At 66.1% G+C, this 16067-nt stretch carries 7 protein-coding genes and 1 pseudogene; 4 read left to right on the top strand and 4 right to left on the bottom strand.

Features of this window, described 5'->3' with window-relative positions:
- Positions 1 to 345: 345 nt before the first annotated feature.
- From ACFU5K_RS28485 to ACFU5K_RS28475, 3 genes and pseudogenes are all read right to left on the bottom strand, one after another.
- Positions 346 to 1767 (bottom strand): ATP-binding protein, encoded by a 1422-nt coding sequence (locus ACFU5K_RS28485; protein ID WP_384066691.1) that lies wholly within the window; start codon positions 1765 to 1767, stop codon positions 346 to 348.
- A gap of 663 nt (positions 1768 to 2430) precedes the next feature.
- Positions 2431 to 2831, bottom strand: a pseudogene (locus ACFU5K_RS28480) (DNA-binding protein).
- Positions 2828 to 3076 (bottom strand): hypothetical protein, encoded by a 249-nt coding sequence (locus ACFU5K_RS28475; RefSeq protein ID WP_384066689.1) that lies wholly within the window; start codon positions 3074 to 3076, stop codon positions 2828 to 2830. Before ACFU5K_RS28475 ends, ACFU5K_RS28480 begins: the two are co-directional and overlap by 4 nt.
- Before the next feature lie 591 nt (positions 3077 to 3667).
- On the opposite strand from ACFU5K_RS28475, the gene ACFU5K_RS28470 reads away from it, so the two are divergent.
- Complete coding sequence (locus tag ACFU5K_RS28470; protein WP_384066688.1) at positions 3668 to 3943, top strand: hypothetical protein; 276 nt, start codon at positions 3668 to 3670, stop codon at positions 3941 to 3943.
- Between the two features lie 77 nt (positions 3944 to 4020).
- Entirely contained in the window at positions 4021 to 4716 is a 696-nt protein-coding gene (locus tag ACFU5K_RS28465) for a hypothetical protein (protein ID WP_384066686.1), read from the top strand.
- 476 nt (positions 4717 to 5192) lie between these two features.
- Here ACFU5K_RS28465 and ACFU5K_RS28460 read toward each other — a convergent pair whose 3' ends face one another.
- On the bottom strand, positions 5193 to 8081 hold the full coding sequence (locus ACFU5K_RS28460) for an FG-GAP-like repeat-containing protein (RefSeq protein WP_384066684.1): 2889 nt from the start codon (positions 8079 to 8081) through the stop codon (positions 5193 to 5195).
- A 987-nt stretch (positions 8082 to 9068) separates the two neighbouring features.
- Here ACFU5K_RS28460 and ACFU5K_RS28455 point away from each other — a divergent pair.
- A complete protein-coding gene (locus tag ACFU5K_RS28455; RefSeq protein ID WP_384066682.1) occupies positions 9069 to 15002 on the top strand; it encodes an RHS repeat domain-containing protein in 5934 nt (1977 codons plus the stop codon).
- A 17-nt stretch (positions 15003 to 15019) separates the two neighbouring features.
- Positions 15020 to 15553 carry a PH domain-containing protein gene (locus tag ACFU5K_RS28450; protein ID WP_384066680.1) on the top strand — a complete coding sequence of 178 codons (534 nt, stop codon included), beginning with the start codon at positions 15020 to 15022 and terminating at the stop codon, positions 15551 to 15553.
- Positions 15554 to 16067: the final 514 nt, after the last annotated feature.

The following is a 16067-nucleotide window of genomic DNA, read 5'->3' as shown; positions in this document are numbered from 1 at the left end:
CTCCTCTACCGCCACGGTAGACAAGCCGCCACCCCAACCACACCCAGATCAGCGAAACCCCAGCTCAACCGTCCCTGGAAAGGATCCGCACCCTATGGCAATAAAGAAGCCCCCGGCCACTGGCCTGGGGCTTTTCATGGAGCGGGTGACGAGAATCGAACTCGCGCTCTGAGCTTGGGAATCACCGGTTCTTGAACGGCTGTGGTTGCTCTGACCTGCATGTTTGGCTGGGGCGGGCAAGGCCGGCGTGGTCTCTGGGCACTGGGCTTGACCGCTGTTGTCCGCTCCGAAGGGCACGGATGGGGCATGAATGCGGTCACCGCAGGGAAACTGCCCCGTGGTGTGTCACGCCCAAGCCGTGATGAGGTCGTTGGGGGTGAGGTTGAGGATGCCGTTGGCGCTGCTTCCGCTGCGGGCGACGGCGAGCAGGGGGGTGGAGTCGTCGGTGCCGGGCAGTTGTGAGCGGTGGGTGACGAGGCGGGCGAGGTCGCGGTTGTCGAAGGGCTTGTTCTCCAGCCATTTGATGGATCCGACGAAGGTGATCTTCTTGGCGATGGGAGACCGGTCAGCGCCGACGAGGTCGATTTCAGGGTCGTTGGTGCGGGTCCAGTAGCCGCCGATCACATGGGTGGCCTCGGGCAGCCGGTCGTCGGTCAGGCGCCACAGGGCCTCGCGGATCACAGGTTCGACGGCGCGGCCCCGCCAGGATGTCCAACTGGTGCGGATCGACTCGAGTACACGGTCTCCGCGTCCGCGCTCGATCATGGGGATGCCGGGCCCGACGAAGGAGAGCCAGAAGCGCAGGTACGGATCGGCGACGTGGTAGCGGCTCTCGCGGCTCGGCCTGGTGGACAGCGGAAGGTCGGCTGCCACCATGCGTCGGCTGGTGAGGAGCTCCAGGGAGCGTTTCACGGAGCCTGGATTGAGGTCGCCGGCTGCCCGGCCGATGAGGGTGAAGGTGCGTTCCCCGTGTCCGATGGCGCTCAGCACGGTACGGGCCTGTGCCTCGGTGGGGAACTCGGCGGCCAGGGTGCGCTCGCCGCTGACGAGGAGGGCGGACGTCGGACGGGCCAGCGCCTGTTCCAGGTAGTCCCAGAGGGTGGCACCCGGAGGCCACTCCTCAAGGATGAGCGGGAGGCCGCCGGAGACCAGGAAGGCGTCGAACGCCTCAGCCGGCGGGAGGTCAAGCATGGCGGCGACCTCGGCCGGATTGAGCGGAGGTACGACCATCTCGGTGCCGCGCTGGTAGAAGGGGCGACCGTAAGTGTTCAGCTGCTCCATCATCGCGATGTCCGAGCCGATGAGGACGAGGAGTACGGGGAGCTTGGACAACGTCCGGTCGAAGGTCTTCTGCAGCGCGCCCTCGAACGTGGGGTCCTCGCGTACGAGATAGGGCATCTCGTCGAGCACGACCACGCTGGGCGTGTCCTGAGGCAGGACGCTGGCGAGCAGGCTCAAAGCCGCGTCCCAGGTCTGCGGGGTGGCGAAGTCCGCGACCCGGCCGGCGTCGGGGAGCGGAGAGGCGGCGAGCTCGGCGGCGAAGCCTGCCAGGTCCTCGGCCTTCGAGCCGCCGACTGCGGTGAAGAAGACATGAGGAAGCCCGGAGCGTTCCAGGAACTCCTCCACGAGCCGGGACTTGCCGACGCGTCGCCGCCCTCGGATCAGTACGGCGCGCCCGGGCCGCCCGTTGCGTCCGCCGGTCCGTACAGGGGTCAGCAGGTCATCCAGAAGGCCGAGCTCCGTACGACGCCCAACGAATCCGTTCACAGGTTCCACCTCGCCGGTCGGTCACTCTCTGCTGCCCAGATTACTTTCTTGAATGAAAGTTGCGCAAATGCAATTCTTTCTGCGCGGCTGGCGCCGGGCGGCGTGCGTGGCAGGGCTGCGTCCGCGCGCCTCCGGCAGTCGGCGCATGTCGACTCGCCAGACCGGACTCGCCTTGGAGATGTGGTCTGAAGCCACGCTCGGGGCGTGATGGCCCGGCCGCTCGTGGCGGAAGGCGCTGAACAGCGGGAAGAGGGTCAAGGTGCGTAGGTGGTACGAGATAGTCAGCCGTGATGATCTACCAGCACTCCGACCTTGAGCGGCAGCAGGAGGGGGCTAGCGGCCCGGACGACCTCGTGCGCGCCGCCCGTGCGAAGGCCAAGGAGACAGCCTTCTGGTGCGGAGCTGGTGCACGACACCCGAACTGGTCCGGACAACAAACAAGGCCCGGTCGATGACCGGGCCTTCGTCGTGGAGCGGGCGACGAGAATCGAACTCGCGCTCTGAGCTTGGGAATCAACGGTTCTTACGTTGTTGGAGGGGATCTGGCCTGCGACTTCGGAACGGGCAGGTGGATGGCTCCCGGTCTCTGGGAGCCGTATCTGACCGCTGTTGCCGGGGGACGAGAGCTGGCAGTGCGACGCGTGCTCCGGGCGGGGCGACTGGTCAGAGGGGGATGATGCGGACTTGGTTGCCGCAGAGCTTGGTCATGTCATCGCTGTCGGAGGTCAGCAGGGCGACGGGTTTCGGCTGGCGGAGCGCGACCTCGGCGACCGTGGCGTCAATGGCGTACTTGTGCCCGCGCAGCCCGGCGCCTTTGAGGAGCTCAGCCGCCGCTTTCGCCGCCTGCTCGGTGACGGGCTCCACCTTGACACGCGACAGGGCCCAGTTGAGGCGAGGCATGTTGGTGCGGGAGTGGGTAACTTCCACGATGGTGTTGGCCCCGATCACCAGGTCGGCTCCCACGTCGTGGAAGACCTGCAGCATCGCGAGGACTTGCGGTCCTGCGCGACCCAGGCGGACAGTCCTTCCGAGTCCGGGACGACGGTCTCGATGCGCTCGCTCACGCGGCGTCCGCGTCTTTGGAAGAGCCGGCGGAGCCGAAGATCCTCGCGCGGGCCTCGGCCAGCTCCTCGTCGCTGAAGCCTCCATGCTCTTCCTCGTGGCGGCGGAGGTCGTCGCCCAGAAGCTGGTGCCTGATCTGGCGAGCCACGGCTTCCGCTACATAGCCGGAGACGTTGTCCGTGAGCTTGCGGAGCTCCGCCACATGGTCGCTGGGGAGCGTGACGGTGATGCGAGTCGTTGAGGACATAGGTCAAAGCATACTGGAGTATGCACATGCTGGCTCGGGTCTCAGGACCCCAGCCTTGACGCCCGCGGTCGCATGATCCGGGTGGAGACTGGGGGTGGTCGCTCTCCGGCCGTCCGTAGCGATTGAGGCTCCGGGCCGGTGCCGCTGGACGGCAAGCAAAAGGCCCCGGTCATTGACCAGGGCCTTAATCAAAGAGCGGGTGACGAGAATCGAACTCGCGCTCTGAGCTTGGGAAGCAACGGTTCTTGATCGGCTGTAGTGGCTCTGGCCTGCATGTTTGGCTGGAGTGGTCGAGGGTGGTGCGGTCTGTGGGTGCCGTGCTTGACCGCTGTTGTCCGCTCTGAAGGGCACGGATGGGGCACGAGGACGATCGATGCCGCCGTGCCGCGGGTGGGGAAGTTTCACCGCGCTGGATCAGGCGCTCGCCATCGTGCGATTTCACCCCTGGCGATCTGCCCCAAGGTGATCCGGTCGGCGGTCATCGATCCGGCTCCGTAGTACCGGCGGTCGACGTGCTGAGTCTCATTGCGGTCACCAGCAAGGAACCTCATCGTGAGGTACTAAGGTACCGTGAATGCGGAGGTGGGATTTATGACCACGGCTTCGAAGCCACCCCGGCAGTCGCCGCTCAAGGTGGATCCGGCGACGGATAAGTTGATCAGCCAGGGCGCGCATTTCCTGGGCCTGACGAAGAAGGATCTGGTCGCGGAGGCGGTACGGGTTTACCTGGACCAGCGGCGTGAGGATCTGCGTGAGGGGATGGTGGCCGCGCTCAGCGTCCTGGACAACTCCCTGAAGTCGGACGTCATGCTCCTGACCGGTCTGACATCGGAGGAGATCGACGCAGTCGGCGGGATCGACGAATGACCGGTCCCGCTGCCATGCGGCCCGCCAGGCCCACCTTGCGATGCCTGCGCGATGACCTCGGACTCCCCCTGCCGGCGGTGACCGACCCCTTGGACGAGATCGAGCACCCGATCCTGGCGAAGACCGCTGAGCAGTTCGCGGCGGACGATGCCAAGCATGAGCGCATCCGCGCTGTCGATGACCAGGTGTTGTTCAAGGTGAAGGTCCAGCGTTGGCGCGGGGCGGTCTGGGTGGACGCCGACCTTCCGTGGCTGGTGGCAGCCAGCCGCCGCGAGGACGGCTCCACCGACGACTTCTATGCCGCTCTCGAAGCCGACGGCAAGACTGCCCGAACCCGCTACAACGCCGGCAACGCCGACGCGCTCAAGTCCGCCACGCACACCGCTCACTTGCTCCCCGCTCGCGAGGACCACGTCCGCTATCGCGCCGAAGCTGGAGTCCGTTTCGTCCGGCGGCTCCGGACCACGGTTCTGACTCTGAGCCGTGCCACCCTCCGGGACGGTCAGGAGCACACGGTGGACTTCGACACCTTCACCGTCGGCCTTCAGGTCCGCGCCGACGACGGCCACGAGACCTACCCCGCGGTGCGGATCACGGGTTCGGTCCCGCCGAACCTCACGACATTGATTCTGCGCAACGTTCCCGGCTGCGAGGCCGACGGCTGGTACCCCGAATACGCCCTGCCGGAGCGGGACCTGCTCCCCGCGGAACAGGCTTGGTCCAACCTGATGGACCCTCGTGAGGCCGCCCGAGTCCTCGACACGGAGCCGTAGCAGCCGGAACAAGAGAAAGGCCCCGGTCATTGACCAGGGCCTCCATCGAAGAGCGGGTGACGAGAATCGAACTCGCGCTCTGAGCTTGGGAATCAACGGCGCTCAGGGTAACGATGAGGCCCCTGACCTGCGAATACAGGTCATTGGGCAGTCCGTGATGAGGGTACGTAGGCACTCTTGTTGACCGCTGTGGGCTCCTAAAGGCACGAATAGGGCACGGCTCCGTGGCTGGGCGGAGGCGGCGCAGCGAACGCCGCCCTCCACGCCTCGGGCGAAGGTCGGAGACGTGAGGCAGCGCCTCTTTCGCACGTGCAAGAGGGGGCGCCGGGCGCCATGTCTGGGCCTCACACAGGATTCCGCCGGCGGAATCCGCTCATGCCCGCGTGAGCCGGGAGGTGAATCAACTGGTGCAGCACTGTATGAGGCTGTGGGCCGCGCCGGTGAGGAGCGGCCCACAGTTGGATCAGGCGGTTGTGTCAGCTGAGCTGTTGGAAGTTGAGCCAGCCACTGGTGCCGACGGCGGTGGGTGTGCCTATGCCGGTCGGGGTGACGCTCGGATAGAAGTAGAGCTCCTTGCCGGTGTCGTGGCTGGTAGCGAAGAGGTCGGGCTTGTTGTCGCCGTTGGCGTCGCCGTCCGAGGTGATCAGCGGGTGGGTGATGGAATCCCAGCCGGTGGCGTTGATGGTGATGGTGCTGGAACCGAGGCCCTCACCGGCGGGTCCGGTGCCGGCGTACAGGCGGAGGCGGCCGTCGGTCCTGTTCCGGGCGATCATGTCGACGCGGCCGTCGGCGTTGACGTCGCCGGGGGCGGTCATGTCGTAGTCGCCCCAGCTGCCGTTGCCGATCAGGATGGGATCGGCGTACTCGTCGAGGGCGAAGGTGTCCGAGCCGTAGTAGAGCCAGAGGTAGTTGCCCTGCTTTACCAGGAGGTCGGTGTGGCCGGGAACGTCGGGCGTGCCGTCGGCGTCGGTGTCGAGCGGGCCGTCGACGTCACCGATGGCGAGGACCTGTGCCGCGTCGGACCAGTGGTTGTTCTCGGGGTTGTAAACGGTCAGTTCCTGGCGGTCGTAGACGCAGGACTGGGAGTCGCCGTCGGCGGCTTCGCCTCGGGTGGTGCAGGAGTAGCCCAGGCCGTTGTTGGGGTAGACGTACAGGTTCTTCTGGTTGTCGGCCTGGGGTACGGCGGCGACGAGGTCTTCGTAGCCGTCGTTGGTCCAGTCCCCGCGGTGGGTGATGGAGGCGCCGTTGAAGTTGGTGCTGCTGGCGACGGTGTAGGGGGCGAGCTGGCCGTTGCCCTGGCCGGGGTAGAACCACAGGGCGCCGTCGGTGCGAACGCCGTACATGTCGGTGTTGCCGTCGCCGTTGAGGTCACCGGGCTTGTCGGTGATGCCGGGGCTGTCGGCGTAGAAGATGTAGACGGCGCGGTCGGAGACGTTGCTGGCTTTGTCGATGCTGCGCGCGTAGAGGGTGTGATTGCCCGCGGCGAGCGGGGTCAGCTTGACGGCGACTGAGCCGCCCTGCGTGGCGGGGGTGGCGGAGCGGACGGTGGCGTCCCAGTCGGTCCAGTACTCGTACTTGGTGACGTCGGTGACGCCTCCGCTGCTGATGGTGAAGGTGCCCTCGGTGCGTGCCTTGCCGGTGGTGGCGGGCCAGCCGTCGGAGCCGTCGGGGAACTCGCTGGAGGTGACGGCCGGCGGGGTGGAGGGACGGGTGGGGTCGAAGACGAAGCGGCAGCCCGGGGCGCCCTGAGTGGGCGTCCAGTCGGAGGAGAGGGTCCCGTCCTCGGCCTGCGCCTTCCAGGAGAAGTTGCCGTTGGCCGTGGACAGGTAGGGGGTCAGTTCCGCTTTGGTGACCTTCAGCTTGGCGACGGTGCCGGAGGTGACCGAGACGAACTTGTTGACGATCATGACGCCCTTGGGGTCGTCGTTGGGGTGGTGGCCGGTGGCCCAGAGGTTGAACTGGGCTTTGACGGTGCCGCCGTCGGGGTCGGAGACCTTCGCGGTGAGGTAGATGTCGGTGTTGCCGATCATCCCGTACGGGGCGGTGTCGCCGCATCCGGCGGAGTTCTTGGTGCTGGGGATGGTGTCCAGGCCGGAGGGCGGGTTGGGGACGGTGTTGTAGGTGGTGGAGAGTACGGCGCTGCTGGCGGTGAACCGCTTGTAGGCGTACGCGTCGCTTTCGGTGGTGGCGCGCAGGCCGATGGTGATGTTGTGCCAGTGCCCGGAGGCGGCGTCCTTGGCCGCGGAGGTGACATCGAAGGCGAGGTTGCCGGCCGGGCAGGCCGAGGACCATCCCTTGGCGTCGGAGACGGTGTCCAGCTTCCGCGACCACGACGGCTGGTTGCTCCAGGTATTGGACGAGGTGATGGTCCCGGTCAGCCACGCCTGCACCTCGCGCTTGGTGCAGGAGTAGGAGTAGCTGTTCTTGATCCGGAAGGTGGAGCTTGAGATGACCTTGTTGGTGTTCCAGAGGTTGTCGGAGTCCATCCGGAAGAACGAACGAGAGGTGCCGTCACCGGGGTTGCCGACGCGCGCGGAGCTGGTGACCGTGTTGCCGTCGCCCTCGTCCCAGCCGTTTCCGTTGTAGAACGCGGTGCTCGGCGCACTGCTGTAGGCGATGGTCCACGCTTCCCGCGAGCCCGAGACGGACGGATCGATATAAACGGGATACGTGGTGTCCGCGCCCTTGAGCACGTCCGGGTCCGGGGTGAGGGACAGGGCACCGCCGGCGATATCGACGTCCAGGGCGGCTTGCTGCGCCCCGTACGGGGCCTCAAGCTCATGCACCTGAGGCGGAGGCGCGGGCTCCGCGCTGCGGGTGGCGGGCGGCTGGGTGCTGTCCCACATCATCGGGGTGGGGGCGGTGAAGATCTCCTGGCCGGCCGGGTTGACGGCGCGGAGATTGCCGTGCTCGTCAGCGTTCAGGGTCAGTCCGTCGGTGGAGAGTGGCAGCTTGATCTCGCTCAGTGCCGGGTCCGCGGCCCCCTTGGCGCTCTTGACCACAAGCAGTTGTCCGAAGCCGGCAGAGCCCGCCTTGAGCTTCAGGTCAACATCCTCCAGGACATTTGCGTAAGTGACGGAATCGCCGTCGACAGTCGGCTTGGGGAGAGGCTTGGGCCAACTCCACGACATGCTACGGCCGTCGCGCACGATGGTGGCGAGCGGTCCGTCACCGCCGCCGGAGAACTGCACGCCCACCTCGGCGGCCTTCGGTGAATAGGAACCGTCGGCGTTGGCCTTCAGGGTGGTGTCGATCTGTACGAGTGAGCCGGACTTTCGGACGAACTGCGGAAGTGTGTATGTGTCCTGAGTGAACGAGCCGTCAGGGTTCGCGAATACCTGGGTGGTCTCGGTCCGGCGGGACAACAACTCGGATGGTTCACCAGAAGTGGCGGCTTCGGTGAGAGCCTGCGCCTCTTCGGAGTTGCGCTCAAGGCCGGTCGCCGACGTGGCGAGATCACCCTCATCAGCTGTAGCGGGCAAGGCAGTTACGGCTGACAGCACCACAACAAAGGCCGCCACTACGGCCAATGATATGCGCCGGGACGCAGTGCGCCCCGCTCTCTTTCGTGGACTTCCCACTGGGTTCCCTTTCGGACCGTTCACAGCTTTCCGGCGCACCATACAGGGCAATTGATTGAGGCTCGGTCTCGGCTACACGCATTTCGAGATGTCATATTTTGCCCATACAAGGCATCTATGCACGGCATCGTCCGGTTGGTGCCGAGTGTTCTCGCGTGGCTGCGATGACACCAGGTCAAGTGCGACCTCGACCTCCTTCACGGCGGCACTGTATGGCGCAAATTGGGCTACTCGCCACATCTTGATCAATTTCGCTTACGGGTTGGTTAAGGAACCATCGCTGCATCCATCGGGGGGTCTGCGAAGTTGATTAGTGGTGTTAACGTCCCCGGGTTAATCGACTCTGAGCTTCTCCTGTTGGGGGAATTTGTGTCCGGATTGCCGGCTGGAGGTGCCCGCCCATTTCGGCGTGGCGCCAGAAGACGTGTGACGAGTGTGCGACTGGTTGCCGTATCGCTCGTGGTGTATCTTGTTGTGGGATTGCTTGGGGGGCCGGTGGCGGCCGCTGCCGAGCTGAGCCTGCTGAAGCTGAAGAAGCCGGACCCGGTAGCGACGTCGAGTGTGACGAAGCATCAAATATCAAAGCCGGACCAGGCAGGCCGGAACGCCTGGAAGTCGGCGCCCGCTGTCAGCTGGCCGAAGCCCGGGGCGAGCACAGTAACTCTCCCCAAGTCCGGTACTGTCGCCGCCGGTTCCTCGCGTGTGCGCCTCGGGCGCACTCCAGGAAGAACCGCCAAGCCCGCGGCAGGACCGGAGCGCGCGCAGGTTCAGGTGCTGGATCGCAAGACCGCTAAGAAACTCGGCGTGGAGGGCATACTGCTCGCCGTCCAGCCTGTCGCGGGCGCAAAGGGCAGGGTCGACGTGGAGGTCGATTACTCCGGCTTCCGGCACGCCTACGGTGGCGACTGGGCCTCGCGGCTCGTGTTGCGGCCGCTGCCGTCCTGCGCCCTGACGACCCCCGAGGCGAAGAGCTGCGCGCTCGGCAAGGCCCTGGCAACGGCCAACGACACCAAGGATGGCACCCTCACCGCGTCCGTCGCCCTCCCCGCCGCGGATCCCGCTGACGATGAAGCATCCGCTGGGGGCGAGGTGCCGGGGCCGGTGAGCAAGTCGCTTTCCGGTGAGCGCTCGGTCACCGGCCTGTCCGCTGATGCAGGCACCGTTCTGCTGGCCGTGACGGCCGCGGCATCCGGTTCCGCCGGCGACTTCAAGGCCACCTCGCTCGCTCCGTCCGGTTCCTGGTCGGCGGGCGGCAGCAACGGCGGCTTCTCCTGGACGTACGACATCGACACCCCGGAGGTGCCGGGCGGTGTGGAGCCGGACCTGAGCCTGTCGTACTCCTCGCAGGCGGTCGACGGCCGCACCGCGGCAACGAACAACCAGGCCAACTGGATCGGCGACGGCTGGTCCATGGAGCCGGGCTACATCGAGCGCCAGTACGTCTCCTGCACTGACGACACGACCGGCAGCAACACCACCGCCAAGGTCGGCGATCTGTGCTGGAAGAAGGACAACGCCGTCCTCAACCTCGGCGGCCAGACGAACACACTGGTCAAGGACGACACCACCGGCGAGTGGCACCTGGAAAGCGACGACGGCACCAAGGCCGAGAAGCTCACCAACACCGCACTGGCCAACGGCGACGACAACGGCGAGTACTGGCGGATCACCACTCCGGACGGCACCCGCTACTACTTCGGCTACAACCGGCCCTCCGGCTGGGCCGCCGGCAAGGACGACACCAACTCCGCCTGGACGGTGCCGGTCTACGGAAATCAGGCTGGGGAGCCCTGCCACGCCACTGAGTTCAAGGATTCGTGGTGCCAGCAGGCATGGCGGTGGAACCTGGATGCGGTCATCGACCCGCACGGTGACGCCATGACCTACTTCTGGGACAAGGAAGCCAACTACTACGGCCGCAACGTCAACGACACCACCGGCGTCTCCACCGCCACCGTCTACGACCGCGGGGGTTACCTCAAGCGCATCGAGTACGGTCTGCGCTCCAGTAACTTCTACGGCCAGGCCGCGGCCAAGGTCGACTTCACCGTCTCCGAACGCTGCCTGACCACCTGCACCACCTTCGACTCCGCGAACGCCGCAAACTGGCCCGATGTGCCGTTCGACCAGTACTGCGCCCCCGGCACTGAGTGCACGAGCCGCTTCTCGCCGTCGTTCTGGTCCCGCAAACGCCTGACGAAGATCGACACCTCGGTGTATACCGGCGGAGCGTTCAAGCCCGTGGACACCTGGGCACTGACCCAGCAGTTCCCCTCCACCGGAGACGGCACCTCGCCCGCGCTGTGGCTGGCTGCCATCACCCGCACCGGACACACGGGCACCGGCGACATCACCCTGCCGTCGGTCGCCACCTACGGCGTCAAGCTCGCGAACCGTGTGGAAGGTGCCACCACCGGCGGTGACCCGGACCCGGTGCCCCCGCTGATCCGCTACCGCATCTACGCCATCAAGACGGAGACCGGGGGCACCCTGGGCGTGACCTACTCCCCGGCCGACTGCAAGGCCGGCGACGTACCGAGCCCGGCCACCAACACCCGCCGCTGCTACCCGGTCATCTGGTCACCGCCGGACGCCCCGGCCGAGAACTACGAGCCGTACCTGGACTGGTTCCACACCTACGTGGTCACCCAGGTGCTGGAGTCCGACAACACCGCCGGCGCGCCGGTGAAGGAAACCGACTACACCTACCTGGACGGGCTGGCCTGGGCAAAGGCCGAGGACGAGTTCACCAAGTCCAAGTACCTCACCTACAGCGACCGCAAGGGCTACGGCCGCGTCCAGGTCCGCACCGGAGCCCCGGCCGAGGGTAAGCAGACGCTCAAGGAGTACCGCTACTTCCGCGGTATCGACGGCGCAGACGTCGCCGACCACGAGGGCGTCAAGGTCACCGACCACCCCGCCTTCGCCGGAATGACCCGCGAGGAAGCAACCTTCGACGGCGATGGCGGCACCCTGCAAACAACCACCGCCTACCAGCCGTGGCACAGCGCCGCGACCGCCACTCAGGCCCGCACCGGGCTGTCGACCCTGCACGCCTACGCGACCGGTAGTACATCGGAGAAGACCCGTACCGCGGTCGGTTCCGGCTGGCGCTCCACCCAGGTCGATCGGGAGTTCGACGGCTACGGCCAGATCACCTCGGAATCCCAGCTCGGCGACACGGCCAAGAGCGGCGATGAGCAGTGCACCACGACCAGCTACGCCCGGAACACCACGGCGAACATCCTCACCCTGATCAAGGAGAACCGGACGGTCGCCAAGGCATGTGGCACCACCCCGTCACTGCCGGCCGACCTGGTCTCCGTGGAGCGGCACTACTACGACAACGCCACCTCGCTGGACACCGCCCCCACCAAGGGCGACGTCACCAAGCTGGAGGAGCAGGACGAGGCCGGCACCGGCTACCTGACCACCTCCACCGACACCTACGACATCCACGGCCGGGAGCTGACCACCGCCGACGCCCTGGGGAACACGACCACCACCGCCTACACCCCCACCACCGGTGAGGCGCCGGCCAAGAAGACCGAGACCAACGCGCTCGGCCACATCACCACCACCGAATACGACCCGGTCCGCGGTGTGGCCACGGCCAACATCGACGCCAACGGCAAGCGCACCGACGCTGTCCATGACGGACTCGGCCGGGTGCTGAAGGTTTGGACTCCCGGCTGGGCCAAGGCTGATCACGCCGACCAGCCCTCCCAGGAGTACAGCTACAAGATCTCCAAGACCGAGCCGAACGCCGTCACCACCAAGACCCTGAAGCGGGACGGCGCCTATACCACCGCATACACCCTCTATGACGGCCTGATGCGCGAACGGGAGACCCAGTCCCCCGCCGGCGGCACCGCAAACCGTCTCATCACCGAGAAGAAGTACGACACCCGCGGCTCCGTCTGGAAGACCTACGGCACCTACTACGCCGACGGCGCACCTTCCACCACTCTGGTGACCGGCGCAGACAATCAGGTACCTGCGGCCTCCGAGAGCGTCTACGACGGCATGGGCCGTACGACCGTCGCCATCTCGCGCAAGTTCGGCGATGAGCAGTGGCGCACCACCACCACTTACGACGGTGACCGCACCACGGTCGTCCCCCCGTCCGGCGGCACCGCCACTACCACCGTGGTGGACGCCCTGGGCCGAACCACCGAAAAGTTGGAGTACACCAACGCCGACCGCACCGCGTCGCAGAAGACGACCTACAGCTACGGCAAGTACGACGAGCCGACCAAGGTCACCGACCCGGACGGCAACGAGTGGACGTACACCTTCGACGGGCGCGGCCAGCAGACCAAGGCCGATGATCCGGACAAGGGCCTGGTCACCACCGGCTACGACAAGGCCGGCCAGGCAACGACCAGCACGGATGAGCGCGGCACCACGCTGACCACGGTCTACGACCAGCTCGGCCGACAGACCGAGCTGAAGCAGGGCAGCACCTCGCTGGCGAAGTGGACCTACGACACACTCGCCAAGGGCCAGCTGACCTCCAGCACCCGCTACGTTGACGGCGCCGCCTACACCACCGCCACCGGCGGGTTCACCGACCGCTACCAGCCCACCTCCACCACCGTCACCATCCCCTCCGGCGCGGGCAGCCTGGCCGGCAGCTACGGATGGACGTATGGCTACAACTCCGAAACCGGGCTGCTCGACTGGACCATGAACCCGGCTATCGGCGACGTGACCTCGGAGCGGGTGACCGTCAACTACAACAGCGACGACCTGCCGATCCGCACCAGCCGCGCCGGCGCGGTACTGGTCTCCAACACGCTGTACGACGTGTTCTCCCGCCCCACGCGCACCGAGTTCGGCGCGTTGGGCAAGCAGGTCTACCAGTCGCAGGTCTACGACGAGTTCACCGGCCTGATGACCCGGCAGACCACCGACCGGGACCTTGCGCCGCAGCGTATCGACGACAGCACCTACGCCTACGACCCGGCCGGCAACGTCACCGGCATCTCCACCGCCAGTGGCCAGGACGCCGCCCAGACCGTCGACGCCCAGTGCTTCGATACCGACGCCCTCGGCCGACTGACCGAAGCCTGGACCGCGAAGACCGACTGCACCACGGCCCCCACGGGCACCACGGTCGGCGGCCCGGACGCCTACTGGCAGACCTACAGCTACGACGCCCTGGGCAACCGCACCAAGCTCGTCGAGCACGGCACCGGAACCCAGACGGGCACCGACGCCACCACCACCTACACCCACCCCGCCGCCAAGACCGACCTGCCTCACGCAGTCCAGGAGGCCACCGTGTCCGGCGGCCCGGACAACGGCCAGAAGTCGACCTTCAGCTACGACCACGCCGGCAACACCACCAAGCGCGTCATCGGCACCCGCACCCAGGACCTCACCTGGGACGCCGAAGGCCACCTCGCCACCCTCACCGAGAGCGGCAAGACCACCAGCTACCTCTACGACGCCGACGGCAACCGCCTGCTCGCCAAGAACGGCGACGGCACCAGCACCCTCACCCTGCCGAACGGCAACGAGATCACGCTGAGCACCACCGGAACCAAAGCCGGCACCCGCTACTACCAGCACAACGGCGACACCGTCGCCGTCCGCACCAGCAAGGGAATCTCCTACCTCTTCAACGACCACCAGGGCACCTCGATGACCGCGGTCTCCACCGCGACCCTGGACATCACCCGCCGCAAGCAGGACCCCTTCGGCGAAATCCGCTCCGCCGGCGGCGTGTCCTTCCCCGGCACCCGGGGCTTCGTCGGCGGCACCACCGACCCGACCGGCCTGATCCACCTCGGCGCCCGCGAGTACGACCCCAACCTCGGCCGCTTCCTCTCCGTCGACCCGGTCATCGACCACGACGACCCGGCGCAGATGAACGCCTACTCCTACGCCCACAACAGCCCGGTCACCCAGTCCGACCCCGACGGACTACGCCCCCTCGGCCCCACCGACGGCGGCCAGGCGACTGACGACCGATGGGCCGCCGACCGCGGCATGACCGCCGGCTACACCTACAAGAACGGCAAATGGGTCTGGAAGCAGACCCCCAAGAAAGACAAGGCATCCCAGAAGAAGTACGCCGCCTACCAGGCCAACCCCGCCCACTACATGATCGACGACGGCCACGCGAAAGCCCGCGCCAAGCAACAGGCCGCAGCCCGCGCCCAAGCCATCAAGGCAGCCAAAGCCAAGGCCGACGCAGAACGCCGCAAAAAGGACAGCATCAAGGGTAGGATCCTCGGCGGCCTCAAGCGGGCTTATGAAGAGAGTGGCGCCAAGACATACGTCGACACAAACGTCGCAGGAGCCGAGGCCGCGTGGGAATTCACAAGCGATCATTGGCGAGGAATGGCACAGGCGGCAGCCTTCGGGGTATGTGTGGCCGCGTCAGCCGGATGGTGTTTGGCCGCAGGTGTTGCGGTCTTCTACGTGAACAATCAGGCCGCGATCCACAGAGGTGAGTGGAACGCGCAGATGACGTCGGATGCGATCTTCACCGCTGTGGGATTCGGCGCTGCTGGAGCAATCGGCCGCGCTGGAGGTAGCGCATGGCGTGGAGCCGTTACCTCATCCGCCATTGCGCGGTCGTCAAGAGGAGGCATCGACGCGGCCAGGACATATGTAAATATGTCTACCAACGCAAAGATGGCACTCGCTGGCTGCGGAGTCGGGGGCTTCAGCCCCAGCTACTGCACCCGATAGGAAGGTTGGTAAAACGTATGCCTGTCACGCTTCGCCGTAAGTGGTCGGCGGCTGCTGGAATGGTCGCTGCCACGGCAGTAGTTGCTTTCGGCGCTTACCACTCCGCGTTCCCTGAATCTCAGGAGCGATGGGGCGGCGTCCGGCTGGGTATCGGCGCGGGAATCGTGTCGCTTCTCTTCTGGGTGTTCGTGATGCGGTCGCGCGTAGTCCTCACCGCTAGAGGCGTTGAAATTGTCAACCCCCTCGTTCGCGAATGGCTGCCCTGGGGCTCCGTCAGAGATGTGGAGCTTCCAAGGGAAGGCGGGCTCGTAATCAAGACAGCAGCGGGCCGCGACGTTCACGTCTGGGCTTTCAACGGATCACTGCTGGACAGGGGTAGGACCGTCAGGGCTGCGGGTGTCATTGAGCGCGCTCGGCCAGCTGTGGGCGACGGCACTGCTTCCCTCGAGGAGGCGACGCGGAGGTGGGCCCTTCCGTGGCGGGCCGCTCTGCTGTGCATCGGCGCCTCAGTTGCCGTCTGCCAAGGCGCCCAATGGCTCGGTGGAGGCTGATGGGTTTTAAGTAGATGCTGGGGCCGAAAAATGCGGCCCCAGCATCTTGCTCGAAGCCCAATGCGCATGCCGTGATAGCCGGTGCTTACCGAAGGCGTGTCAGCAACGGAATTAGAAAAGTCGAGGTCGATGGGATGCTGGTGATCGTTACGGCGGGAGGCGGCGGAAGTCTCCCCAATCGATACTTCGGATAGCTAAGTCAGTCGGTTCCGGGGACCCCCAGGGGTCTCCGAACCGCCCCAACCCAGGGTGCACCATGCAACAGCCCAGCAATACTGAGATCTTGATATTCACCGCGTTCTGCTGGATGGTGTTCAGTATCCGATTCTCGATGCTAATGAATTCCTGGAGTCAAAAACTGTTCGCAACATTTGGAAGCCTGCTTCCCATCGCCGGTGGCGCCATGATCTCCATATCAAACGTACGCATTCAGAAGGAATGCGCCTGATCGGTGACGGTTGGTGAGAGTGGCTGGTCAGGTGGTCTGTGCGATGGGTGGCATCCAGAGGTTGCC

This window comes from Streptomyces sp. NPDC057428, from assembly GCF_042803195.1.
Taxonomy (GTDB): domain Bacteria; phylum Actinomycetota; class Actinomycetes; order Streptomycetales; family Streptomycetaceae; genus Streptomyces.
This window is presented reverse-complemented; position numbering and strand designations above follow the sequence as displayed.